Consider the following 23,502-nt stretch of genomic DNA (forward strand, 5'->3'; position numbering starts at 1 on the left):
AACAGAGCGAAGCAGAACGTTGTTACCGTGTGTTATCTAGCTTCGCGGACTAGCTCAAAGATAAAATATGAATGAGGTAAAAAACACTTCACTCCTATTTTCCTGTCAGAGCTAAACGAGTTCGCTACGCTTTTATTATAAGGAGGATTAAAATGACTGACGAAAAAAATCTAGTGATCAATACAAAAGATTCTTTAGGTGAGATCGTTATCGCACCAGAAGTAATTGAAGTCATTATCGGTATTGCAGCATCTAAAGTAGATGGCGTATATGGTATGCGTGGAACATTTGCTAATAATGTAACAGAATTTCTTGGCCGTGCTGCTCACGGTAAAGGGGTTTATTTAAGAGCCGAAGAAGAAGGTTTGAAGGTCGATATCTATTGCTACTTAAATTATGGTATTTCAGTACCTAAAGTAGCATTAGAAATGCAAGATCGTGTGAAACAGCAAGTCTTGTTCATGACAGACATTGATTTAGTGGAAGTCAATATTCACGTAGTAGCAGTAGTTCCTGAAAAACTACCTGAACCAGATTTCGATGAATTATTCCCGGAAGATGAGGGAGAAAATGAGTAAGCCAAGTTTCACTCGTCATGAGATTCGTGAAAAGGCGCTTCAAGCGTTATTTCCTTTAGATTTTAATGTTGACTTAACAAAACAAGATGCAATTTCCTATGCATTGGAGTTAGATAATCAAGAAATCATCAGTGAAGATGGGGAAGAATTTGTCCCAACTTATTTGGATTTATTGGTAGGCGGCGTTTGTGATCGAAAAGTAGAGCTAGACGAGATTATCAAAAAACATTTAGGAAATAACTGGTCGATTACGCGTATCGCTAAGATGGATTTGATCATTTTGCGAATGGCTATTTTTGAAATGCTTTATGTTGGCGATGTGCCTAATACAGTTGCATTAGATGAAGCAATCGAATTAGCTAAAAAATACAGTGATGACCGTTCAAGAAAATTTGTTAATGGTGTGTTAGCCAATGTAATGAAAGATATTGATTCAAAGTAGAAATACTTTGAATCTTTTTTGTTGTGAATCACTACGACTGGCTCAGCCAGAGTAGATGATGAACAATACTTGGCGAGCGAAGGGAGAGAAGTAACCTTACTAGTGAATCACTACGCTGCGCTTCGATCACATCAATTTCTAAGAGCTAAAGCACTAAGAATTGAAGGACTACGACTGGCTCAGCCAGAGTAGATGATGAACAATACTTGGCGAGCGAAGGGAGAGAAGTAACCTTACTAGTGAATCATTACGCTGCACTTCGATCTCGTCAATTTCTAAGAGCTAAAGCACTAAGAATTGAAGAACTGGGATAGGCTCAGCCAGAGTAGATGATGTGTTCAAACGGAGAGAAGTTTCATCGATATACAATTCAAGGAGATAGGGATTATAGAGTGTTAAGACCAGCTAAATTATGCTAAAATAAAAGAATACAAACAAAAATAAGGAGTGATCTTAATGGGAGAGTTAATCAACGGCCGCGAACTAGCAGATAAAATGCAGGCGCAAATCAAAGAAGAAGTGCAACAACTTGAAAAAAAAGGCATTCGTCCAGGATTAGTTGTTTTATTAGTTGGTGAAAATCAAGCAAGTCAAACCTATGTAAAGAACAAAGATTTAGCTGCAGCTAAAATCGGTATTCGCTCGAAAATCGAGCGCCTGCCTGAAACGATTTCAGAAGCAGATCTTTTAGCCGTGATTGAACAATACAATCAAGATCCGGATTATCATGGAATTTTAGTTCAATTACCATTGCCAAAACACATTGATGAAGAAAAGGTATTATTAGCTGTCGATCCTAAAAAAGATGTCGATGGTTTTCATCCGATGAATATGGGGCAATTATTTATTGGTGAGTCGACGATGATCCCTTGTACTCCTTATGGTATTATGAAAATGTTTGAAGCTTATGATATCGATTTGGAAGGTAAACGGGCAGTTGTGATCGGACGAAGTAACATTGTTGGTAAACCAATGGCTCAACTGATGATGATGAAAAATGCGACGGTTACGATTGCGCATTCAAGAACAGTCGATTTACCAGCGGTTGCTAGAGAAGCAGATATTTTAGTGGTTGCGATCGGTCGAGGTCATTTTGTGACAAAAGACTTTGTCAAACCAGGTGCTGTTGTGATCGATGTCGGAATGAATCGCGATGAAAATGGCAAGTTGATCGGTGATGTAAAATTTGATGAAGTGTCACCTATTGCGAGCTTCATCACGCCAGTACCAAAAGGTGTTGGCCCGATGACAATCACGATGTTGATGTACCAAACAGTTGAGGCCGCTAAAAAACAAAAGTAAGGTGAGAAGATGGAGCAGCAATATTTAACAGTTACTGCCTTAACCAAATATTTAAAACGTAAATTTGATGCTGATCCATACTTGGAGCGGGTTTATTTGACAGGAGAAATTTCTAACTTTCGTCTGCGTCCAAACGCCCATCAGTATTTTAGTTTAAAAGATGACGGGGCGAAGATTTCAGCAATCATGTTTAAATCAGCTTTCCAAAAGTTGAAATTTCAACCGAAAGAAGGGATGAAGGTCCTTCTTGTCGGTCGTATTTCATTATATGAAAGCGGAGGCTCATATCAAATTTATGTGGAGCATATGGAGCCGGACGGTGTGGGTGCGTTATATCAAGCATTAGCTGAATTACGTGAAAAATTAGGCAAAGAAGGATTATTTGAAGGACCTAAAAAAATACTACCAAGATACCCCAAACGAATCGCTGTAGTTACAAGTCCAAGTGGAGCTGTTATCCGAGATATTATTACGACAGTAAAACGAAGATATCCAATTGCTCAGCTTGTGTTGTTTCCTACATTAGTCCAAGGAGATCAGGCAGCGGATGATATTGTTCGTAACATTCAGCACATCGAAGCATTAGGTTCTTTTGATACGATGATCATTGGTCGTGGCGGAGGTTCGATAGAGGATTTATGGCCTTTTAATGAAGAAAAAGTGGCTCGAGCCATTTATCAGGCACAAACACCAGTGATTTCTTCAGTGGGGCATGAAACAGATGTGACGATTGCCGATATGGTAGCTGATGTCAGAGCAGCCACACCAACTGCAGCTGCTGAATTAGCAGTTCCTGTACTGAATGAAGAGCTATTAAAAATCAAAGAACGGCAAACTCGTTTAGAACAAAGCTTTCTTTATCAATTACAACAGAAGAATGATCGCTATCAGCGTTTAAAAAATTCTTATGTATTCAAACAACCAGATCGTTTATATGAAGGACAAACGATCAAATTAGATCGAATCAACCAACGCTTGATTCAATCAATGGAAACGGTCTATCATCAAAAACAACGAACAGCCCAAGAAATTATCGCCAAATTTAGGCAGCAAACGCCGCTTGGACAAATCAGAGAAGGGCAACAGCAACTAAAATTTTTGGACCAATCGCTTCATGATCGGATGGAACGATATATGAAAGATAAAGAAAAACAATTTACTTCTGCTGTCCAACAACTAGATTTGTTAAGCCCGTTAAAAATCATGGGTCGAGGATATAGCTACACGACCAAAGAACAACAAGTAATCAAGTCAGTCAATGAACTGCAAGTAAAAGAAAAAATTCAAATCCATTATGTAGATGGTGTGGTAGATACGGTGATCGAAAAAGTATCACCTGCTGAAGAGGAGTAATAAGATGGCCAAAGAAAAAGCAGTCGAAAAAACATTCGAAGAATCATTAACTGAATTAGAAGCAATCGTTCAACGCTTAGAGCGTGGGGATGTGCCTTTAGAAGAAGCGTTAGCCGCTTTTCAAGAAGGGATGGTTTTGAGTAAACAGTGTCAAGATACATTAGAAAAAGCTGAAAAAACATTAACAAAAGTAATGACCGAAAACAATGAAGAAGTTTTGTTTGAAGAAAGTGAGGAAAATTGATGGGAAATTTCGCTGATTTTCGTGAGCAAAGTTTACCGCTCATTGAAAAAGAAATGGAAACTTTCATCAACGATCACACGGCAAATGACCAACTAAAAGAGGCAATGCTATATTCGATTCATGCTGGTGGTAAAAGATTTCGGCCGTTGTTAGTTTTGGCGACTATTCGTTCATTTAATAAAGAACCCCAGACGTGGGATCATCAAGTTGCGGCAGCGTTAGAAATGATTCATACCTATTCATTGATTCACGATGATCTACCAGCGATGGATGATGATGATTTGCGCCGTGGTAAACCGACCAACACAAAGTATTTGGGGAAGCACAGGCGATATTGGCTGGAGATGGGCTATTGACTGCCGCTTTTCAATTAATAGCGATCAGTCAAACCGAGGTGCATCAAAAAGTCTTGCTGATCCAACTATTGAGTAAAGCCTCTGGCATACAAGGAATGGTTGCTGGACAAGCGGGAGATCTACAAGGAGAAGCACGCGAGTTATCATTGACTGAACTAGCAGATGTTCATGAAAAGAAAACAGGTGCTTTGATCGAATTTGCTCTTTTGGCTGGCGGTATTTTAGCGGAACAGCCGGCAGAAATCGTAGACTTGTTAGGGACGTTTGCCCAACATTTGGGTTTGGCTTTTCAAATTAAGGATGATTTACTGGATGCCACTAGTTCAGAAGCAGAACTGGGAAAAAAAGTTGGCCGAGACGAAGCGTTGAATAAAAGTACCTATCCAGGTTTACTTGGTTTAAAAGGAGCGAAAGACGCACTGAATGAGCAGTTGTCTTTAGGGCTTCAGACATTAGAGACTTTGAGACAAACAAGCAGTGAATTCCATGTAGAACTGCTACAAGATTTTTTAAAACAATTGCAGTTATGATAGAAAGAAGGCACTTATGAAAAAAGAGCGCGTAGATATTTTAGCGTTTACTCAAGGATTATTTGAAACAAGAGAAAAAGCCAAACGCGCAGTGATGGCTGGTCTGGTTTATAATGATAAGAATGAACGGTTAGATAAGCCTGGGGAGAAAATTTTGATTGAGACACCCCTTCAAGTGAAAGGTCAAACCTTGCAGTATGTTTCGCGTGGTGGACTGAAGCTGGAAAAAGCACTAGCTGTATTTAAACTAGACGTGACAGGGAAAACGATGTTGGATATTGGTTCTTCAACTGGCGGCTTTACAGATGTGGCTTTACAAAATGGTGCGCGATTAAGTTATGCGCTGGATGTTGGCTATAATCAGTTGGCATGGAAAATCCGCCAAGATGAACGAGTTGTTGTGATGGAACGGACCAATTTTCGTTACAGTACACCGGAAGATTTCCAGGAAGGGGTACCAGACATCGCAACGATCGATGTATCCTTTATTTCGCTTAAATTGATCTTGCCACCACTGCACAAAATTTTAAAACCTGGTGGAAAAGTGGTTGCGTTGATTAAACCACAATTTGAAGCAGGCAAAGAACTGGTTGGTAAAAAGGGAATCGTTCGTGAACCGGAAACTCATGTGTTTGTACTAAATGAGATTCTTTCATTTGCGCAAGAGCACGGATATTCTGTCAGTGGGTTGGATTATTCACCGATTACTGGTGGAGAAGGAAATATTGAATTTCTAGCTTACTTAACCTCCACAGAAGGTGAAGGGACCATTGAAGACACAGTAAATATAGATGAGACTGTAGCGACAGCACATCAGCAATTAAAAAAATAAATAATGAAAAACGCTCTGGCTGTGAATCTAATCAATAGCCAAGGCGTTTTTTTGATACTTATGATGGAGTTACTACGTCAGTATCCTTTACATGTTTTTTGTATTCATGAACGTGTTCGTCTTTTTCATGAAGAGGATACCAGACTTGAGCGAAAAATGGACTATATTTTGCTAGCTCATGATAGTTCCAGCTGGTTCTTTCACATTCATCACACCAGTGACCAGCTTCTAAAATCAAGCGAGGACTAGCTAAAAAGTGATGTCCACAGTGACAGGTGAATGACAATTTTGTTGTCCAATCACCCGTTTCCATTGTCTCTGAAAGACAAGTGCCTCCTCTGAATTGTGCTGCTTGCTGCATATCGCTTATTGCTAGTTCTGTTTCAGCCTTCGATTCGTCATAGCCGTGATCAAGTAGGATAGGATCTCCTTCTGGACGATAAAGAATGAAACGGTCCCAACCAGGAATCTTAGCCCAGTGCTCTTTTGAGATAAAGAATGGGTTCAATTGTTCATCTTGATTATGAACAAGCCAGTGCAAGGTTCCTGTATCTGTCAGTGCAACCTGTTCGTTGCTTTGTTTGATCATTGCCGCAATTTGTTGACTAGTCATAATAGGCGCATCAACAGGTGTTTGTTGGGCAGTTTGTTCACGCATTACTTTACCATAATAACGAACAAAGTCTTTAGTTGTTTGAGAACGGAAATGAAGAAAGTCGTTTAATTTATCAGAGTCCAAATACCATTGGCCGTGGAAGTTGTGTGTAGCATACCAATTTGGCTCACAGACATCTTTGAATTGTTCAACACCGATTTCTTTCATCATCGCTGACATCAGTTCATAGTTTGTATTTCGGCATTCTTCACCACCGCCGATATTATAAACATGCCCCCAAAAATCAGCATCGACCCACTCCTCACAAGCGTTGGCACAAAGGACACCAGAATCATGATCTGTGACCCATTCAAGGACGTTATTTAGTGGCTGATGGAAAGCGATCCCTTCATTTAAACTGAATTCTTTGATCGACATGATTCCTGTTTGACGTAAAGATACCCAATGCTTGATCCCAGATTCGATAACTGCCCGTTCAGCTGCAATTTTTGAAACGGCGTAATAATCATGAACACTGGGCTTTAAAGGGTCACCGATACGTCCCCAATGAATAGGTGCAGTTCGATCTCCAGTTTCTGCTACAGTACCAATATTGATTAATTTGATTTCGTCTTTATTTGGTTGAGCTAAAATCGCTTGAATCAGATTTAAAGTCCCGCCATAATTGATTTTCATGGCTTCAGCAGGATAACGATCAGCAGATGGTGAGACAAAGGCTGCACAATGAACGACATAATCACAGTTGGTTACACAGTTTAAGACATCATCGTAATTCACCAAATCGCCCCAGTGGACTTCTAAGTTTGGTTCATTTTCAAATTGCTGCATAAAGAGGCGATTTTTCTCTGAATCTCTTGCAAGGGTGACGACTTGAAAGCGCTCAGATCGATGTAAAAGTTGCTTCATTGCCTCGCCGCCCATTGTGCCAGTGGTTCCTGTAACAAACACTCTTTTTTTCTTCATAATACTCTCTTCCTTTCTTTGGTTAATTTTAATGTTAGCGCTTTTTTGATGTATTATCAATAGAATAGTGAATTTAATTCACTAAATAATGAAGTGGAGGTCTCAGTCATTGCTCTATCACTTGTTCGGATTTATGATCGATTATGTAAAGAATTGCTTATCTAGAGGGTTTATTAGCTTTTACGCTTTTAAAATGAATAAAAATACGCTATGATAAAATGGAAATGAATCAAAAAGGAGTACCTTTATTCTAAGAAGCACAGTCAAACCGAGCGAACGGATAATGGACCATTAGGAAAAGGAGTAAAATATTATGAGAAAAAAAGATCGGCATCGTCTGATTACTCGTTTATTAGCTGATAAAAATATTCAAAAACAAGAAGATTTTGTCGCCTACTTACAAGAAAGAGGGATAGAAGTCACTCAAGCAACGATTTCTCGTGATATTAAAGAAATGAAACTGATCAAGGTTCCTTCTATAGATGGCGGCTACCGCTATAGCGTACCTGCTGAAACCAAAGAAGATACCTCGCTAAAATTAGAAAAATTGCTGAGAGATGCTTTTGTTTCGGTCGATCAAATGGAAAAACAAGTGATCTTGCATACTATACCAGGTAATGCTGCAGCTGCAGCTAATCTTATAGAGAAACAGTACAAGAACATTGTTTTTGCAGCAATCAACGATGATGATAGTGTTCTGATCATTGCAAGAACTGAAAAAGATGCTGAATATTTAAAAAATGAATTTTTCCGATATTTATAAAATCGAGGTGAATAGAAATGCTACAGGAACTTCTGTAAAGAATTTTGCGATTATTTCCTCTTTACAATTAGAATTTCAAATGGGAATGACCGTTTTAACAGGAGAAACTGGTGCGGGTAAATCAATTATTATCGACGCAATGGGCTTGTTGACGGGTGGTCGAGGATCAAGTGATTATATTCGTCAAGGAGCTTCTAAGTGTACCTTAGAAGGACTGTTTACAATGCCTAAAAGCCAAGAGTTGATTAATCTTTTGGAGGAATTGGGAATTGAGACAGACGACGAGTCAATTGTGATCCAGCGAGATATTTCGACATCTGGTAAGAATGTTTGTCGAGTGAATGGCAGAATCATCAATATTGCTAATTTACGAAAAGTCGGTGAATTTTTAGTTGATATCCATGGCCAAAATGAACACCAAGAATTGATGCAAAGTGAAAAACATTTAGGGATGCTTGATGACTTTGGCGGTAAAGAGCTGTTTAAGATAAAAGAGCAATATGAAGGCATTTACTCAGAATATCGCATGATCGAAGGTAAGGTTAGAAACAGACAAAAAAACGAAAAAGAATTTGCGCAACGCATGGATATGTTGCAGTTTCAAAGTGATGAAATTGCAGCGGCTGAACTGGTTTTAGGTGAAGAGGAGCAATTGATCGAAGAGCGAAATAAGTTAGGTAATTTTCAAAAAATTGCTGATGCTTTGGCAACGAGCTATGAAGCAATCAATGGTGATGGCGATAGCAGCTTAGATAAAATTGGTTATGCGATGAATGAGCTATTGTCGATCGAAATGCTTGATCCAGAGTACAAAGCGATATCTGAAGCAGTCCAAAATAGTTATTATCTTTTACAAGAAGCAAGTGGGGATCTATCTCGACATATTGATAGCTTGGAGTTAGATGAAAATCGATTGAATGAAGTAGAGAATAGACTTGAACTGATCCGACAAATGAGAAGAAAGTATGGGGATTCAATCGAATCCATTCTTGCTTATTATCAGGAAATCACACAAGAGTTGGCTGATGCCGATTTTCTAGAAGGACGAACGGGCGAACTGGAAACATTATTGGTGGAAAAGAAAAACCAAGTGATTGAAGAAGGGGAGAAACTACGGGACATTCGAAAAAAAGTTGCGAAAAAACTAGAAAAAAATATTTTAAAAGAATTAAAAGAGTTATATATGGAAAGAACGGTATTCGATATTCGTTTTACTGAATTAGCGGATGGCCAGTTTATGGAAGATGGTTTGGATCAAGTTGAGTTTTATATTACAACAAATCCAGGAGAACCACTGAAGCCATTAGTAAGAGTCGCTTCAGGTGGAGAATTATCTCGTGTGATGTTGGCGTTGAAAACAATTTTTTCTAAATCACAAGGGATTACCAGTATTGTTTTTGATGAAGTAGATACAGGTGTCAGTGGACGAGTTGCTCAAGCAATCGCCGATAAAATTTATCAAATTTCTGAAAATTCACAGGTACTATGTATTACTCACCTTCCTCAAGTAGCAGCTGTCGCCGATTATCAATACTTCATTGAAAAAGAGATCATTGGTGAACGGACAGAGACCAAAGTTAGAAAATTGAACCAAGAGGAACGAGTGGCGGAAATCGCTAGAATGCTTTCAGGTAGTGAAATCACTAAGCTGACGATTGAACATGCAAAAGAGCTGTTGAATATGGCAGGAAATGAGCGAAATGGCCATTTAAGTTAAATCATGAGTATTAAAGATTTATAAAGCGTGAACAAAACTATTTTTTCGTTTTGTTCACGCTCTTTTTGTTTCCTACCGTTAGCTAGTCATCGAATAGTACTTGGCTTTTTTTTATTGGACTGATTGCTAGAGCTCTTTTGGTTAGAATGATAGCAAGTAAACCAAATAAAAGTAATAAAGCCGCCATACCATATTTACCCATAGTGGGAGAAAACATTAGTGAAACCGAAGCGATGATTTTACCGACTTGATAAATAATTCCGTTAAAGGCAACATAAGAGCCACGATGGCTTTCATCAACAAGATCTGCCAGAATCGTTTGGCGGGTTGGTACATAGAGAAGTTCGCCGACAGAGTAAATAATGGTAGCTATAAAGAGTACTAAAAGCTGATTTGAAAAGGCAGTTATCGCAAAACCTAAACTAAACAGGAAAAAACCAACATACATGATCTTTTTTTGCGATCGATTACTGGCCCAACTCGCAATAGGAGCAGTAAATAAGACGATCATGATTGTATTTACCGCAGTGAGTATGCTTAGTATTTTTACCCCATCGAGCGCTATATTTCCGATAATACCCAAGTTTAAGGTTACGTTTTTTAAGTCTTCTGCCAATCGTACTGAAATAAAATTATTTCTTTGAAATTCAATCGACATCAGAGCGATTCCTCCTAAAGTGAACAATAGAAAACGATGATCGATCATAACCCTTCGATAGCTTTGGAAAACGGCGGCTACTCCTATTTTTTGTTCCTGTTTTGAAGAAGCGCTTTTGGTTTCAGTCAGTAACTTTATTGTTAGAGCGGTTGTTAATAGTGACAATAGAAATAAGGCGATGAGTAGAAAGAAAAAATGAGATTGAAAAAACCAGCCGCCTACCATGACTCCGATTAAAATAGATAAATTATTGGCCCAATAGCTGATTGAGTACATAAACGTCCTATTTTCAGCAGTACTGACATCGATCAACATAGCATCAGCGGCCGGATTGATGATCCCTTGAGAAATACTGACAACAAGAATCATAAAAAATGTCAACCAAACGGAATTAAAAACAGGTGAATTTACCAGAAACATTCCTAAATAGGCAGCAGATTTTAGCCATTCCCCAACAATCATCAGTTGTCGTCTGCCAAAAATATCTGTTAGATGACCACCGTAGATTCCGGCGAGAAATTGTACAATGACGTTTATTGTAACCAACACTCCAGCAATTCCGCTACTTAGTGTGTTTGTAAAATAAATCGCCATAAATGGAAAAATCATAGAACCAACAACCTTACTTAAAAATTGAATAAATATCCGAGCTCGAATATTAGGGTGCAAAGATTTAAACATAATTTTCACTCCTTTAAAATTTTTGTGTGAGAACGTCCCACAAAGAATCACTCTTTTTTTATTGAAATAACTAGATGATTTGATATGATTATAAAAGAGTAAGATAAGATTAAAAAGAGATTAAATCAAGAAAAGATGTCCCCTTTTAAAGGAGGGATCAGGTTGGACATTCATTATTGTCAGTTACGTTCTTATTTATTTAAACGTGAAGAAAAAAATCGGGTCAAATTTAAACTCTCAGAGCTATCAGAGCTCTGGCAGTGTACATCGAAACAAAGTAAGCGAAGGTTGCAAAAATATCAATCAGAAGACAAATGTATCTACACACCTGGAAAAGGTCGAGGAAATTACTCTGAACTATTGTTTAGTGAAAATTTTCAAGTCGAAATCCAAAAAATTAGTGAAAGAGCAATCCAGACAAATTCAATCGACGAAGTGATTGAATTATTACAGCTAGATATTCCGAAAGAGTGGTTTGGTCAAGTATTCAAAGAAATTCAAGGAATGTTTGGGATTCAGCAGACTATTGAAAATCAAGATACGATTCGTTATATACTTCGTCGTTCCATTACTTCTCTTGATCCGCTTAAAACGGCTGTCTCAAGAGAGGCATTCATGATCCGTCAATTAGGAGATACGCTTGTAACCAGTGATGGAAAAAGAAACCAACTAAACGCAGGATTAGCTCACCATTGGCAAGTATCTGCTGACTATAGTTGTTGGACATTCTTTTTACGGAAAGGAGTTCGATTCCATCATGGGAGAACTTTAACAAGTGAAGATGTTAAATTCACCTTGCTAAGAGCAAAAGAACAATCTTCTGTTGTTGCTTGGCAGCTAGAAAATATTGAGGAAATAGCTTGTATCAATGACTTCATGGTCACCGTGAAATTGAAAATTGGGGAGCCGCTTTTTGGTAAATATATGTCAACAGGAAATCTTACAATTTTACCTTATGATGTTCCTTTTGATGAGCATATTTGGGTTTCAACAGGGCCTTTTAAAATTAAAAGTTATTCGGAGCAGTGTCTTGTGTTAGAAGCCTTTGAAGAATATTATGGGGAGCGTCCACTCATGGATCGTGTAGAGTTTTGGGTGCTTGAAAATCAAAAGCTGCCAGCAACCACAGTGACTACCCATTCGGAATATCGTGAAGAAGATGATTACATCAAGCAGCCGATAAAAAATGTTGGAGTTGAATTTTTGATATTCAACTTTAATCGGCATAGGTGTATAAAGCAAGCTCAATTCCGTGAAGCGATTTATCATCTCTTGGATTCAGCTGAAATGCAGAAAACGTTGGAGATTGGAGAAACAGCATCAAGCTACTATGTTGAAAAGTCGCGATATGAGAAAAAAGACAGTGAAAAAATAGAGTCTTTGCTAAGAGCCGCAAACTATCAAGGGGAAACGATTGTTCTAGGGACTTTTACTTATTCTGCGGCTAAGAAGAAAGCCTATTGGCTCCAACAGCGAGCGGCGAAATTTGGTATTTCTGTAAAAATAAGAGAAATGCCGATTGATACCGCCTTTTATACGAAAGAATTTGAAGAACAGACAGATATGTTGATTTTAAGAGATATTCCTGTAGGGGATAAAGAGTTGGCTTTTCTGGATTTTTGTAGTAATCCTAATCTTTTGTGTCAACGCTTTTTCTCCAAAAGGATACGTTCAAGTTTAAACAAGAAAATTGAAAAGATGAAGCTTGAAGAAAGTTATGAGCAACGTTCTTTAGTGTATGAGCAAATTAATCAATGGCTAAGTTCAAATCATTATTTGATTTACATCTCTCATCCTATGCAAATGGAACTATTACATTCCGCAATTCAAAATCAAGAAAAAGATTTATTTATTGATTTGAATTTGAGAACTGCCTGGGCACATGGAAATTACGGGGGATAACGCATCATTTTTTGGAGCATAAAAAAACAACAGAACTTAGATAATAACTCAGTGAAATTTCTCTGAATCAGTATCTAGATTCTGTTGTTCAACTTGTAAACTATTGACTATCTTAAACTCATTATAGCTGTCAATATTGTTGAGCCAGCAATGGCAATTAACATCAACCAAACAACGACTTTAGTGACTTTTGAAAAAGTGCTTGTCTTTTTATTGTTCATTGATCAGTACACATCCTTATTCTTTACTTTCTCTAGTTTACATCGTTTTGCTAGAATCAGCAACTAGAAATTTTACAAAAGGTTTCGTTTTTTTAGCCGGCGAATCACAAGAATACATGTTGCAGTTGTCACAACAAAGATCCAAAAAAAGGCATCTTCCCGATTAGCAAAGGGTAATTTTACATTCATACCGAAGATTCCACCGATGATCGTTGGGATGGTCAACACGATCGTTAAAGAAGTTAAAATCTTCATTACGTTATTCAGATTATTCGAAACAATTGCTGAAAAGGTATCGCTGACTTTATCTACAAGTTTTAGCTGAATCGAGGTCGTGGTTGCCGCTTGTTTTGTTTCGACCAGAATGTCATGAAGCCTTGGCAAATGAGCTCTAGGGTCTGTGAATATTCTAGCATTGTAGAGCATATTTAAAACAGCTAAATTAGAATTTATGGCAGACTCAAAATAGACTAAACTTTTTTGAATGTCCATCATTTGATAAAGTTGACTATTTTCAGTTGACACTTTTAATTCACCTTCTAGTTTATTCGTCTGTTTGATCAACTCTTTTAAAAAGCGATTATAACAAGTCGATATTTGCCAGGATAAGTATAAAATCAGCATTTCTTGAATCGGCAATTCACTATCAGGGATCGGGGTGGTAAATGTTTGTTTTAAAAAATCTGCTGAATTATTGATCACAGTAATCACCTTGCCATCTGTTGTTAAAATAATGGCGAAAGGAAAGGTATCCAGTTGGGTATATCCGCTAGGGCTGATCGTTGCATGTGGATACTGAAGTAACATCAGTGCAGGTTCTTCTAACGTATTTTGGTGGAGTCCTTCAAAACGAGAATTTTCGTTATCATCTAGTACACCTGTGATATAATCTTTAGGAAGTTTATAAGTCGTGACTAACTGGTCGATCTCTTCTTCAGTCGGTTTCTCAACAGCGAGCCAGACGGTTTCATCTGTATCTATTTGGGAAGTAACGAGCTGACTATTTTCTATTTTTAAATAATTGATCAAAATACCACCTCTTTTTATAAAATGACTTAACTTTATTATAATAGAGTTGAAGAATTTTTGGGAAAGAAAGCTCTTTTGCTTTAGTATTATTTAGGCATGAACATTTAAACGAAATGAAACATCAATGTAAAGAAAATAAAGTATAGTTAACACAGTGTGTTACGAAAGGAATTGTTAGTAAATGGTGTCGTTTTCAGTCATTATGCTTTTTTGGTATGTTTTTCCTGTTATCGTCTTATTTGCGTGTAATTTTATTATTTCAACGTTCTCTTTGACAGAGCGTTTTAAAGTGAAAGCACCAGATATCTCGATCCCATTTTTATTTATAGGATTAAATGAATTGTCAAAAGATAGTTATGGACAATCGATTGTTCCTTATATGGTCATCTCAGTCTTATTATTGGGAATCTGTGTAGCGGTTTTTCAAGCGTATTATTACGGTGAGATTCTGTATGGCAGATATTTCAAAATGTTTTGGCGTTTGGTCTTTCTTTTCAGTCTAGTTTTATATGGCGTACTTATTTTGTTGAATATCATTCATTATTTTTCATAGAGTTGAAATGGTTGCGGTAGAAATCTCCCCACTTCTCCCCACCATTTTTATTTGTAATATTTTTATGAGAAATATAGGATGGAAATTCGTCGAAAGATTCATTACAAAATCCTTTATATAGCTATTGATACCGCTTTTTTTTGAAATTGGTCTACACGTTGAAATATTACAAACTTTTTAAATAACCATTAAAAGAAAGAAGTTTCACTGTTTTTGGTGGTAGAAAGTGGCGGGATGTGGTAGACTGTTTTTATCAAGTGGAAAAGTAGGGGGAATTGGCGATGTTTATGGGTGAATTTCAACATAATATTGATGCCAAAGGCCGACTTATCGTACCCGCCAAATTTCGTGACCAATTAGGTGAGAAATTTGTGGTGACTAGGGGAATGGATGGTTGTTTATTTGGCTATCCAATGTCCGAATGGGAACAGCTAGAAGAAAAGCTGAAAGAAATGCCCTTAGCTAAGAAGGATGCCCGTACATTTGTCCGCTTTTTTTATTCGGCCGCTACAGAATGTGAAATCGATAAACAAGGTAGGATCAATATTCCTGCTGCTTTAAGAACACATGGTAGTTTGGAGAAGGCTTGTGTGATCATCGGTGTTTCAAATCGAATCGAGATTTGGGATGAAGCCCGTTGGCAAGAATTTTCTACAGAAGCTGAAGAGAATTTTGATGAAATTGCAGAAACAATGATTGATTTTGGTTTTTAGAAAGAGGAGCATTATGACAGAGGAGTTTCAGCATTATACTGTTTTACTGAAAGAGACAGTTGACGGCTTACATGTGAAAGAAGATGGCATCTATGTCGATTGCACATTGGGCGGCGCAGGTCATAGTGAGTACCTACTCTCACAATTGAGTGAGCAAGGGCACTTATACGCGTTCGATCAAGACCAAAAAGCATTGGATTTTGCAGCGCAACGATTAAAAAAATATGTTGATCAAGGCATGGTGACCTTTATCAAGTCGAATTTTCGACATTTAAAAGAAGAATTAGCAAATCACGAGATTCATCATGTCGATGGTATTTTATATGACTTAGGTGTTTCTTCGCCTCAGTTGGATGAAGCTGAGCGCGGATTTAGTTATCACCAAGATGCACCGCTTGATATGCGGATGGATCAAGATGCAGAGTTATCTGCTTACCAAGTCGTTAACGACTATAGCTATCATGAATTAGTGAAGATTTTCTTTCGTTACGGTGAGGAAAAATTCTCTAAACAAGTTGCTAGGGAAATCGAACGGGTACGTGCGAAAGCGCCGATTGAAACAACTGGTGAATTAGTAGAAATTATAAAATCAGCAATTCCAGCGCCTGCTAGACGCAAAGGCGGACATCCAGCAAAACGAATTTTTCAAGCCATTCGAATTGCAGTGAATGATGAACTGCGAGTTGTAGAAGAATCTTTAGAACAAGCCATTGCTTTATTAAACAAAAACGGTCGAATCAGTGTGATCACTTTTCATTCATTAGAAGACCGAATCGTGAAAAGCATGTTTAAAGAATATAGCAGTATCCAGGATTTGCCTCCAGGATTGCCAGTAGTACCAGAAGAATTCCAACCAGAATTAAAAGTAATTACTAGAAAGCCAATTTTACCAGGTGAGACTGAGTTGGCTGAGAATAATCGCTCACGAAGTGCTAAATTAAGAATTGCCGAAAAAGTCAAATTAAACTTATAAAGAAAGGGGTAACGACATGGCTGAGTTAAAAAAAGTCGAAGATTTTCAATACGATATTCCAGTGATGGATGAACCAGTCATTGACCATGAAAATGAACCTAAAGTTCAAAAAAATAGTAACTTACCCCAATCTCCAAAAAGGAAGTTGAGAAATATCTCACTTTTAGAAAAGACGATCGGCTTTTTATTGTTAGTGGCGATTATTGGAATAGCTGTTCTCACCATTCAAGTCCGCACTTCTATTACACAAATGACAAATGAAATTACTGAAACGCAAGCGACGATTCAAGAGAAAGAAGAATCTGCATTGAAATTGGAACAACAAAAAAATGAATTATCAAAAGCAGACCGGATCAAAGATGTTGCGAAAAGTAAAGGTCTATCTGATAACATTGAAAATATAAAGAGAGTGAAATAGATGAGCATAAAAAATAAAATAAAGAATTTTGTCAAAAAGAAGAACTTAAATCCAATGAACAATCGTAAAAAAGTAGGCATTATTTTATTTGCTACGAGTATTGGATTGTTCTTTTTATTTGCTTTTAGATTAACGTACATAGTGGCTGTAGGAAAAGTCGCAGGTGTCTCTTTACCAGAAAAGACAGCTGCTCTTTATCAAGGGAGCAGTGTGGTCAAGGCAAAAAGAGGAGCTATTTTAGACCGCAATGGCGTAGTGATTGCAGAAGATGCTACATCTTATTCTGTGTATGCCATTTTGTCTGAGACCTATTTAGGTGAAGAAAATAAAAAGCTTTATGCACAGAAAAAAGATTTTCAAACATTAGCAGAAATATTAGATAGAAATACAGAGCTTACTAAAAATGAAGCGTTAAGTTTTCTGAATAATGGTGTCAATGAAGACGGCACTGTAAAATTTCAAGTTGAGTTTGGTTCTAAAGGAAAAAATATTACTCTGGAAACAAAACAAAAAATCGAAGACGAGCTAAAGAAAAACAAAGTTTCAGGACTCTATTTCGAAGGTCATCCAGCAAGAATTTATCCAAATGGTGTTTTTGCTTCTCATTTCATCGGCTATACAGATTCTGCTGATGCAGAGGATGATTCAAAAGGTTTAGTAGGAAAAATGGGGATAGAAAAATCTTATAATGATATTTTAAAAGGTCAAGACGGCAAGATTGATTATGAAAAAGACGTGTACGGAAATCCATTACCAGGGACAGTTGCAAATGAAAAGCAAGCTGTTGACGGTAAAGATATCTATACAACAATAGATAGTCGCATACAAAGTCAGCTGGAAACATTATTAGATCCCGTTGTTGAAGAATACAAGCCAGAAGACATGACGGCGATGCTGATGAAAGCGAAGACGGGTGAAATCCTTGCTATGTCTCAACGCCCATCCTTTAATCCAGAAACAAAAGAAGGTCTAGGAAAAGATACAGTCTGGCGTAATATACTAGTAGAAGATAATTTTGAGCCAGGTTCCACTATGAAACTCTTTACTGCTGCGGCGGCAATGCAAGAAGGCAAATTCAGCCCCAACACAACCTTTAATTACCCAGCTGGTGGCTATAAGCTTGACGACCGTACGGTAAATGATCATGATTACGGTGCAGTTGGACCATTGACATTCCGTCAAGCAATTTCTTGGTCTAGTAATGTCGGAATGCTTACGTTAGAGCAAGCTATGGACAAACTGGTCAAGTTTGGAAAAGTTATTTAGAAAAATTTGGTTTTGGAAAATCGACAGATTCAGGTTTGGCAGGAGAATCTGCTGGTGAGCTACCAGTAGATAACTGGGTCGATTTGGCAATGTCATCATTTGGACAAGCTATTTCAGTAACGAACTTTCAAATGATGCAGGCTTACACAGCGATCGCTAATGACGGATCGATGCTGAAACCACAATATATCAGCAAAATCGTTGATAAAAATACTGGTGAAGAAAAAGTAACCCAACCAGAAAAAGTAGGACAACCAATCATAACTCCACAAGCGGCCAGTGATATTCGCACATATATGGTCGACACTGTAGAAGATCCAAATTATGGGATTGCTTATGACGTATATAAAGTGCCGGGTTATCATATAGCAGCTAAAACTGGTACAGCTCAAATCACTGGGGAAAACGGATATATGGCAGGTCTTACTGATTATACCTATTCTGTTGTGGAGATGATGCCAGCAGATAATCCAGAATACATTTTGTATCTTACAATGAAGAAACCTCAGACATATACAAGAGAGGCACTTGCTAAAATTGCCAATCCATTGATGCAATTGGTGATGGATTCAATCGATAGTGAGTCTGATCCAACAGTAGAACCTGCTAAATAAATGGAAAAGTAAATCAATACGAGTTAAACAATTAGGAGAGATATCATGGAGTGGACACAAATTTTTATTCCCATAGTATGTAGTTTTGCTATAACAGTGGCAGTGATGCCGATGTTTATCGGTTATTTTCAAATGAAGAAACAAGGACAAACAACGCGCGAAGATGGTCCGACTTGGCATAATGTAAAAACAGGTACGCCAACGATGGGTGGTTTAGTATTTTTAGTTGCAAGTTTTATCACGTCATTATTAGTAGGGTTATGGAAACAAGAGCTCACTCCTTCTTTACTGATTATTTTGTTCATTTTAGTTCTTTATGGGTTGTTAGGCTTTTTAGATGACTTTATCAAAGTGTTTAAAAAGCGAAATATGGGACTGAATTCCCGTCAAAAATTGATTGGTCAAATCATTGGCGGCTTAGTATTTTATTTTGTTTATCGTTCTGAAGGCTTGCCTGATACGCTTGATTTGTTTGGTGTTGTGACAATACCATTAGGCATTTTTTATGGTGTATTTGTCATTTTTTGGTTAGTTGGTTTTTCAAATGCAGTGAATTTGACGGATGGAATCGATGGATTAGTAGCAGGATTAGGCACGATTTCCTTTGGTACCTATGCAATCATCGCCTGGAAACAACAGCAATTTGATGTAGTGATCATTTGTTTAAGTGTGATTGGTGGTTTATTAGGATTCTTTCCTTATAATAAGAAACCAGCGAAAATTTTCATGGGAGATGTTGGTTCACTGGCATTAGGCGGTTTGTTGGCCGCTATTTCGATCATTTTGCGTCAGGAATGGACGTTATTGTTGATTGGACTTGTTTATGTATGTGAAACAGCAAGTGTTATTTTGCAAGTTACTTCATTTAAATTGTTTGGTAAACGAATTTTTAAAATGTCGCCGATCCATCATCATTTTGAGATGTGTGGCTGGTCGGAATGGAAGATCGATATTGTCTTTTGGCTGACAGGTGCTATTTGTTCGGCTATTACATTATGGATCGTACTTTAAAAAGAGTAGAGATTTAACTAAGCCCTAGCCTTCGGAAGTATTTTTTTTAGAAAATGAATAATCTGAAACTGGAACGAATAGTGTTCCAGTTTTAGAGACCTAATTTTCTGCAAGGTTAATCGCTTCTTTCAGCTTTTCTAAGATAAGGGGAAATGATAATGAAAAAAATTACAGATTATGAAAATAAAAAAGTCCTTGTTCTTGGACTTGCTAAAAGCGGTGTTAGTGCTGCAAAGTTGCTGCATGAGTTAGGCGCATTAGTGACAGTTAATGACTTTAAACAATTTGATCAGAACCCGGAAGCCCAAGATTTATTAACCTTGGGTATTCGTGTTGTTACAGGTGGACACCCGATTGAACTACTAGATGAAGACTTTTCTCTGATCGTAAAAAATCCAGGAATTCCTTATACAAATCCACTAGTAGAAAAAGCATTGAGCATGAAATTTCCTGTCTTGACAGAAGTTGAATTGGCTTATCAAATTGCTGAATGTCCTATTATTGGAATTACTGGAACTAACGGTAAAACGACGACAACAACGATGATCGGGTTGCTGCTAAATGCTGATCGTAAAACTGGAACGGCTCGTTTAGCTGGAAATATTGGTTACCCTGCTAGTGAAGTCGCTGAAAAAGCAGCTGCTGAGGATGATATAGTCATGGAGTTGTCCAGTTTCCAATTGATGGGAATTAAAACGTTTCACCCTCAAATCGCTGTTATCACGAATATTTATGAAGCACATTTAGATTATCATGGTTCAAGAGAAGAATATGTAAAAGCAAAGTGGTCAGTTCAAGAAAACATGGAGCGAAGTGACTTTCTTGTGTTGAACTGGAACCAACAAGAACTACAAGAATTAAGCAAAACAACGAAAGCCACAATTATTCCTTTTTCAACAAAAGAAGAAGTTGCTGGCGCCTATCTCTCAGAAGGAAAATTATACTACAAAAATGAGTACATTATGTTAGCAGTAGAACTAGGAGTGCCCGGCAGTCATAATATTGAGAATGCTTTAGCAGCAATTGCTGTGGCTAAATTAAAAGGTGTCTCAACTGAGTCGATCAGAAAGTCATTGATGATCTTCACTGGAGTGCCACATCGTACACAATATGTGGGGGAAGTTGCTGGACGCAAATTTTATAACGATTCCAAAGCAACCAATATATTGGCCACTGAGATGGCTTTAAGTGGTTTTGATCATTCTTCGCTTATCTTGTTAGCTGGTGGTTTAGACCGAGGAAACAGCTTTGATGAGTTAATCCCTTCACTAAGAGGGGTCAAAGCAATTATTCTTTTTGGAGAGACCAAAGATAAGTTACACAAAGCGGCAATCGAAGCTGGTATCAAGAACATACAATTGACAGAAAATGTCCAGACTGCCGTAAGGGATGCCTATGATTTTTCTGAAAAAAATGATACTATTCTATTATCGCCTGCGTGTGCTAGTTGGGACCAATATCCTAATTTTGAACTGCGCGGAGATGCTTTTATACAAGCGATGCACCAGCTAAAAGACATAGAAAAGTGAGAGAATTATGAAAATATTAATAACCGGCGGCGGAACAGGTGGACACATTTATCCAGCTTTGGCCTTTGTTAACTATGTAAAACAAATAGAGCCCGATACTGAATTTATGTATGTGGGAACCAAAATAGGTCTGGAAAGTAAAATTGTTCCAAAATATAAAATTCCGTTTAAGACAATCAAAATCCAAGGCTTTAAACGGTCGCTTAGTCCTCAAAATATCAAAACCGTGTATCTTTTCCTAAATAGTATTGGAAAAGCCAAAAAAATTATTAAGGAATTTCAACCAGATGTTGTGATCGGGACAGGTGGCTATGTATCAGGGTCAGTTGTTTATGCTGCAAAGCAGCTAAAAATTCCCACAATTATCCATGAACAAAATAGTATACCTGGAATAACGAATAAATTTTTAAGCAGGTATGTGACAAAAATCGCCATTTGTTTTCCTGATGTTGCTGAGTATTTTCCAAAAGAAAAGGTAGTCTTGACTGGAAATCCGCGAGCACAAGAAGTTGTGATGATCAAAAAAACAGATGTGTTAAGAGAATATGGCCTAGATCCTGAGCAGAAAACGGTCGTCATTTTCGGCGGGAGCCGTGGTGCATTAAAAATCAATCAAGCATTTATTGAGGCATTACCTCTTTTTGAGCAGAGAAATTATCAAGTTCTTTATGCTTCAGGAGAGCGATATTATAAAGAATTACAAGAAACATTAAATCTTTCCAAAAAGAAATTGACAAACATAAGCATTCAGCCTTATATTGATAAAATGGCAGAAGTCTTAGCAGCAGCAGACTTAATGGTTGGTCGTGCTGGGGCAACCTCTATTGCAGAGTTTACTGCATTAGGATTACCCGCAATTTTAGTTCCAAGTCCATATGTCACAAATGATCACCAGACAAAGAATGCCCAAAGCTTAGTTAAGTCTGGAGCAGTCGAAATGATCACTGACCAAGAGCTTACAGGTCTTAAATTAGTAACGGAGATCGATGCAATTTTACTTGACGAAACACGGCATCAAGCGATGGCTGCAGCGTCTAAAAAAGAAGGTATTCCGGACGCTAGTGAACGACTTTACAAAGTGGTAAAAGAAATAACTTGATGGGGGGTGCGGAAGATTAGTAAGAAAAAAGATGATCCAGTGGGTCCAGAAGACCAACAAACAAACAAGACTGAAAACATAGACGAGCAAAATTTGACTCCCTGGCAAAAAGAAAACCTAGAATACTTAAAAACACAAGGCGATCAGCCAGTTTGGAGTCCTTCAGTTTTGTCTACTGAAGAAGAGCAGGAAGAAGACTCGGGTGAAGATCAAGCAGAAAAAACAGAAGAATCTTCGTTGGAAGAGTCCGAAATACCAGAAAAACAAAAGACTACTTACGAATCTTTTGCAGACCGCTTACCAAAAATAAAAGAAGTCAGAAATAAACGATTATATCGTCGCTTAACTTTAATTGTGTCAGTATTTTTGGTGGCGATATTGATTGTCCTTTATTTTGTTTCTCCACTTAGTAAGTTAGGCAAGGTCAGCGTTTCAGGTAATAAATCGGTCGATAGTCAAAGCATCATTGCTCAATCTAAACTGGAGCAAGGGAAAAGTTTATGGGAGCAATTTGGAGATCGGAAAATTTATGAAGAAAAAATCCAACGTCAATTGCCGCGGATCAAAAAAGCAATAATCTCTTTGAATGGTGTTAACTCGTTTAACATAAAAGTCGATGAGTATAAAGTCGTTGCTTTAGAATCTGTAAACAATATTTTTCATCCTATTTTGGAAAATGGCAAGATTTTACCTGAAGAAATGAAAGCACCTGTGAGCGGTATGCCGATTTTTCTGAATTTCAAGGATCAGACGATCATTAAAAATTTAATGAATTCTTATAACAAACTTCCTGAGGATATAAAACAAAATATCTCAGAAATTCGTTATGCGCCGTCAAATGCAAACAAAGAATTGATCAATCTTCATATGAAAGATGCCAATCAAGTCATCGTAAATATCTCTCAATTAGAGGAGAAAATGGCGTATTATAGCAAGGTAGCGAGCCAAATGGAGAAACCAGGAATCATCGATATGGAAGTCGGGATTTTCTCATATCCTTTTAATAATGAGGAGACTGAAGAAAGTGTAGAAGAATCTTCACAGGCCCTAGAATAAAGTTAAGAAAAATAAAAGAATAAAATAGTAGAATCTACTTTCTAAAAAGCCTATGTTTATGGTAAAATTGAAAGAAGTGAGTA

20 protein-coding genes and 3 pseudogenes are annotated in these 23,502 nt (G+C 37.5%); 19 read left to right on the forward strand and 4 right to left on the reverse strand.

Annotated features, from left to right (window positions below):
- Nucleotides 1–152 precede the first annotated feature (152 nt).
- From V192_RS0116065 to V192_RS0116095, 7 genes and pseudogenes are all read left to right on the forward strand, one after another.
- Nucleotides 153–578 (forward strand): Asp23/Gls24 family envelope stress response protein, encoded by a 426-nt coding sequence (locus V192_RS0116065; RefSeq protein ID WP_025873333.1) that lies wholly within the window; start codon nt 153–155, stop codon nt 576–578.
- A complete protein-coding gene (nusB, locus tag V192_RS0116070; RefSeq protein WP_025873334.1) occupies nt 571–1,020 on the forward strand; it encodes a transcription antitermination factor NusB in 450 nt (149 codons plus the stop codon). Before V192_RS0116065 ends, nusB begins: the two co-directional genes overlap by 8 nt.
- A gap of 456 nt (nt 1,021–1,476) precedes the next feature.
- A complete protein-coding gene (locus V192_RS0116075; RefSeq protein ID WP_025873335.1) occupies nt 1,477–2,322 on the forward strand; it encodes a bifunctional methylenetetrahydrofolate dehydrogenase/methenyltetrahydrofolate cyclohydrolase in 846 nt (281 codons plus the stop codon).
- A gap of 9 nt (nt 2,323–2,331) precedes the next feature.
- Nucleotides 2,332–3,675: an exodeoxyribonuclease VII large subunit gene (xseA, locus tag V192_RS0116080; RefSeq protein WP_025873336.1), complete on the forward strand. Its 1,344-nt coding sequence runs from the start codon at nt 2,332–2,334 to the stop codon at nt 3,673–3,675.
- 4 nt (nt 3,676–3,679) lie between these two features.
- Complete coding sequence (locus V192_RS0116085) at nt 3,680–3,919, forward strand: exodeoxyribonuclease VII small subunit (RefSeq protein WP_025873337.1); 240 nt, start codon at nt 3,680–3,682, stop codon at nt 3,917–3,919.
- Nucleotides 3,919–4,805 (forward strand): annotated as a pseudogene (locus V192_RS20500) (polyprenyl synthetase family protein). Before V192_RS0116085 ends, V192_RS20500 begins: the two are co-directional and overlap by 1 nt.
- A gap of 16 nt (nt 4,806–4,821) precedes the next feature.
- On the forward strand, nt 4,822–5,637 hold the full coding sequence (locus V192_RS0116095; protein WP_025873338.1) for a TlyA family RNA methyltransferase: 816 nt from the start codon (nt 4,822–4,824) through the stop codon (nt 5,635–5,637).
- Between the two features lie 58 nt (nt 5,638–5,695).
- On the opposite strand, the gene V192_RS0116100 is transcribed toward V192_RS0116095, so the two are convergent.
- Complete coding sequence (locus V192_RS0116100) at nt 5,696–7,216, reverse strand: NAD-dependent epimerase/dehydratase family protein (RefSeq protein ID WP_025873339.1); 1,521 nt, start codon at nt 7,214–7,216, stop codon at nt 5,696–5,698.
- 313 nt (nt 7,217–7,529) lie between these two features.
- Here V192_RS0116100 and V192_RS0116105 point away from each other — a divergent pair, with 313 nt between their 5' ends.
- Both V192_RS0116105 and recN read left to right on the forward strand, forming a co-directional pair.
- The gene (locus V192_RS0116105) at nt 7,530–7,979 is read left to right on the forward strand and encodes an arginine repressor (RefSeq protein ID WP_025873340.1); all 450 of its coding nucleotides are present in this window, start codon (nt 7,530–7,532) and stop codon (nt 7,977–7,979) included.
- Nucleotides 7,980–7,996: 17 nt separating this feature from the next.
- Nucleotides 7,997–9,696: pseudogene (gene recN / locus V192_RS0116110) on the forward strand (DNA repair protein RecN).
- Nucleotides 9,697–9,778: 82 nt separating this feature from the next.
- On the opposite strand, the gene V192_RS0116115 reads toward recN, so the two are convergent.
- Nucleotides 9,779–11,035 (reverse strand): MDR family MFS transporter, encoded by a 1,257-nt coding sequence (locus V192_RS0116115; RefSeq protein WP_025873342.1) that lies wholly within the window; start codon nt 11,033–11,035, stop codon nt 9,779–9,781.
- Nucleotides 11,036–11,197: 162 nt separating this feature from the next.
- On the opposite strand from V192_RS0116115, the gene V192_RS0116120 reads away from it, so the two are divergent.
- Complete coding sequence (locus tag V192_RS0116120; RefSeq protein ID WP_025873343.1) at nt 11,198–12,937, forward strand: ABC transporter substrate-binding protein; 1,740 nt, start codon at nt 11,198–11,200, stop codon at nt 12,935–12,937.
- A 107-nt stretch (nt 12,938–13,044) separates the two neighbouring features.
- Here V192_RS0116120 and V192_RS21350 read toward each other — a convergent pair whose 3' ends face one another.
- Entirely contained in the window at nt 13,045–13,158 is a 114-nt protein-coding gene (locus V192_RS21350) for a DUF4044 domain-containing protein (RefSeq protein ID WP_029948310.1), read from the reverse strand.
- 72 nt (nt 13,159–13,230) lie between these two features.
- Nucleotides 13,231–14,187, reverse strand: coding sequence for a magnesium transporter CorA family protein (locus tag V192_RS0116130; RefSeq protein ID WP_025873344.1), 957 nt, complete (start codon nt 14,185–14,187; stop codon nt 13,231–13,233).
- A gap of 181 nt (nt 14,188–14,368) precedes the next feature.
- On the opposite strand from V192_RS0116130, the gene V192_RS0116135 reads away from it, so the two are divergent.
- The 9 genes and pseudogenes from V192_RS0116135 (at nt 14,369) to V192_RS0116175 (ending at nt 23,419) form a co-directional block, all read left to right on the forward strand.
- Complete coding sequence (locus V192_RS0116135) at nt 14,369–14,740, forward strand: DUF3397 domain-containing protein (RefSeq protein WP_025873345.1); 372 nt, start codon at nt 14,369–14,371, stop codon at nt 14,738–14,740.
- Nucleotides 14,741–15,021: 281 nt separating this feature from the next.
- Complete coding sequence (mraZ, locus tag V192_RS0116140; RefSeq protein WP_010762855.1) at nt 15,022–15,453, forward strand: division/cell wall cluster transcriptional repressor MraZ; 432 nt, start codon at nt 15,022–15,024, stop codon at nt 15,451–15,453.
- Nucleotides 15,454–15,466: 13 nt separating this feature from the next.
- Nucleotides 15,467–16,426, forward strand: a complete 960-nt coding sequence (rsmH, locus tag V192_RS0116145) for a 16S rRNA (cytosine(1402)-N(4))-methyltransferase RsmH (RefSeq protein ID WP_025873346.1) — start codon at nt 15,467–15,469, stop codon at nt 16,424–16,426.
- A 16-nt stretch (nt 16,427–16,442) separates the two neighbouring features.
- A complete protein-coding gene (gene ftsL / locus V192_RS0116150; RefSeq protein WP_025873347.1) occupies nt 16,443–16,844 on the forward strand; it encodes a cell division protein FtsL in 402 nt (133 codons plus the stop codon).
- Nucleotides 16,845–18,724 (forward strand): annotated as a pseudogene (locus V192_RS20505) (peptidoglycan D,D-transpeptidase FtsI family protein).
- 45 nt (nt 18,725–18,769) lie between these two features.
- Entirely contained in the window at nt 18,770–19,735 is a 966-nt protein-coding gene (gene mraY / locus V192_RS0116160) for a phospho-N-acetylmuramoyl-pentapeptide-transferase (protein ID WP_025873348.1), read from the forward strand.
- A 158-nt stretch (nt 19,736–19,893) separates the two neighbouring features.
- Nucleotides 19,894–21,264, forward strand: coding sequence for a UDP-N-acetylmuramoyl-L-alanine--D-glutamate ligase (gene murD, locus V192_RS0116165; protein ID WP_025873349.1), 1,371 nt, complete (start codon nt 19,894–19,896; stop codon nt 21,262–21,264).
- Nucleotides 21,265–21,271: 7 nt separating this feature from the next.
- Nucleotides 21,272–22,363: an undecaprenyldiphospho-muramoylpentapeptide beta-N-acetylglucosaminyltransferase gene (gene murG, locus V192_RS0116170; RefSeq protein WP_025873350.1), complete on the forward strand. Its 1,092-nt coding sequence runs from the start codon at nt 21,272–21,274 to the stop codon at nt 22,361–22,363.
- A 6-nt stretch (nt 22,364–22,369) separates the two neighbouring features.
- Entirely contained in the window at nt 22,370–23,419 is a 1,050-nt protein-coding gene (locus V192_RS0116175) for a cell division protein FtsQ/DivIB (RefSeq protein WP_029948311.1), read from the forward strand.
- Nucleotides 23,420–23,502 lie beyond the last annotated feature (83 nt).

The organism is Enterococcus crotali (genome assembly GCF_000633635.1).
Classification (GTDB): domain Bacteria; phylum Bacillota; class Bacilli; order Lactobacillales; family Enterococcaceae; genus Enterococcus_L; species Enterococcus_L crotali.

Excerpts from the sequence above, each read along its gene's own strand:
- V192_RS0116075 (WP_025873335.1), top strand. The coding sequence starts at position 1,477 with ATGGGAGAGTTAATCAACGGCCGCGAACTAGCAGATAAAATGCAGGCG.
- mraZ (WP_010762855.1), top strand. The coding sequence starts at position 15,022 with ATGTTTATGGGTGAATTTCAACATAATATTGATGCCAAAGGCCGACTT.
- murG (WP_025873350.1), top strand. The coding sequence starts at position 21,272 with ATGAAAATATTAATAACCGGCGGCGGAACAGGTGGACACATTTATCCA.
- V192_RS0116065 (WP_025873333.1), top strand. The coding sequence starts at position 153 with ATGACTGACGAAAAAAATCTAGTGATCAATACAAAAGATTCTTTAGGT.
- nusB (WP_025873334.1), top strand. The coding sequence starts at position 571 with ATGAGTAAGCCAAGTTTCACTCGTCATGAGATTCGTGAAAAGGCGCTT.
- V192_RS0116115 (WP_025873342.1), bottom strand. The coding sequence starts at position 11,035 with ATGTTTAAATCTTTGCACCCTAATATTCGAGCTCGGATATTTATTCAA.
- murD (WP_025873349.1), top strand. The coding sequence starts at position 19,894 with ATGAAAAAAATTACAGATTATGAAAATAAAAAAGTCCTTGTTCTTGGA.
- V192_RS0116095 (WP_025873338.1), top strand. The coding sequence starts at position 4,822 with ATGAAAAAAGAGCGCGTAGATATTTTAGCGTTTACTCAAGGATTATTT.
- mraY (WP_025873348.1), top strand. The coding sequence starts at position 18,770 with ATGGAGTGGACACAAATTTTTATTCCCATAGTATGTAGTTTTGCTATA.
- V192_RS0116100 (WP_025873339.1), bottom strand. The coding sequence starts at position 7,216 with ATGAAGAAAAAAAGAGTGTTTGTTACAGGAACCACTGGCACAATGGGC.
- V192_RS0116105 (WP_025873340.1), top strand. The coding sequence starts at position 7,530 with ATGAGAAAAAAAGATCGGCATCGTCTGATTACTCGTTTATTAGCTGAT.
- V192_RS21350 (WP_029948310.1), bottom strand. The coding sequence starts at position 13,158 with ATGAACAATAAAAAGACAAGCACTTTTTCAAAAGTCACTAAAGTCGTT.
- V192_RS0116135 (WP_025873345.1), top strand. The coding sequence starts at position 14,369 with ATGGTGTCGTTTTCAGTCATTATGCTTTTTTGGTATGTTTTTCCTGTT.
- V192_RS0116085 (WP_025873337.1), top strand. The coding sequence starts at position 3,680 with ATGGCCAAAGAAAAAGCAGTCGAAAAAACATTCGAAGAATCATTAACT.
- ftsL (WP_025873347.1), top strand. The coding sequence starts at position 16,443 with ATGGCTGAGTTAAAAAAAGTCGAAGATTTTCAATACGATATTCCAGTG.
- rsmH (WP_025873346.1), top strand. The coding sequence starts at position 15,467 with ATGACAGAGGAGTTTCAGCATTATACTGTTTTACTGAAAGAGACAGTT.
- xseA (WP_025873336.1), top strand. The coding sequence starts at position 2,332 with ATGGAGCAGCAATATTTAACAGTTACTGCCTTAACCAAATATTTAAAA.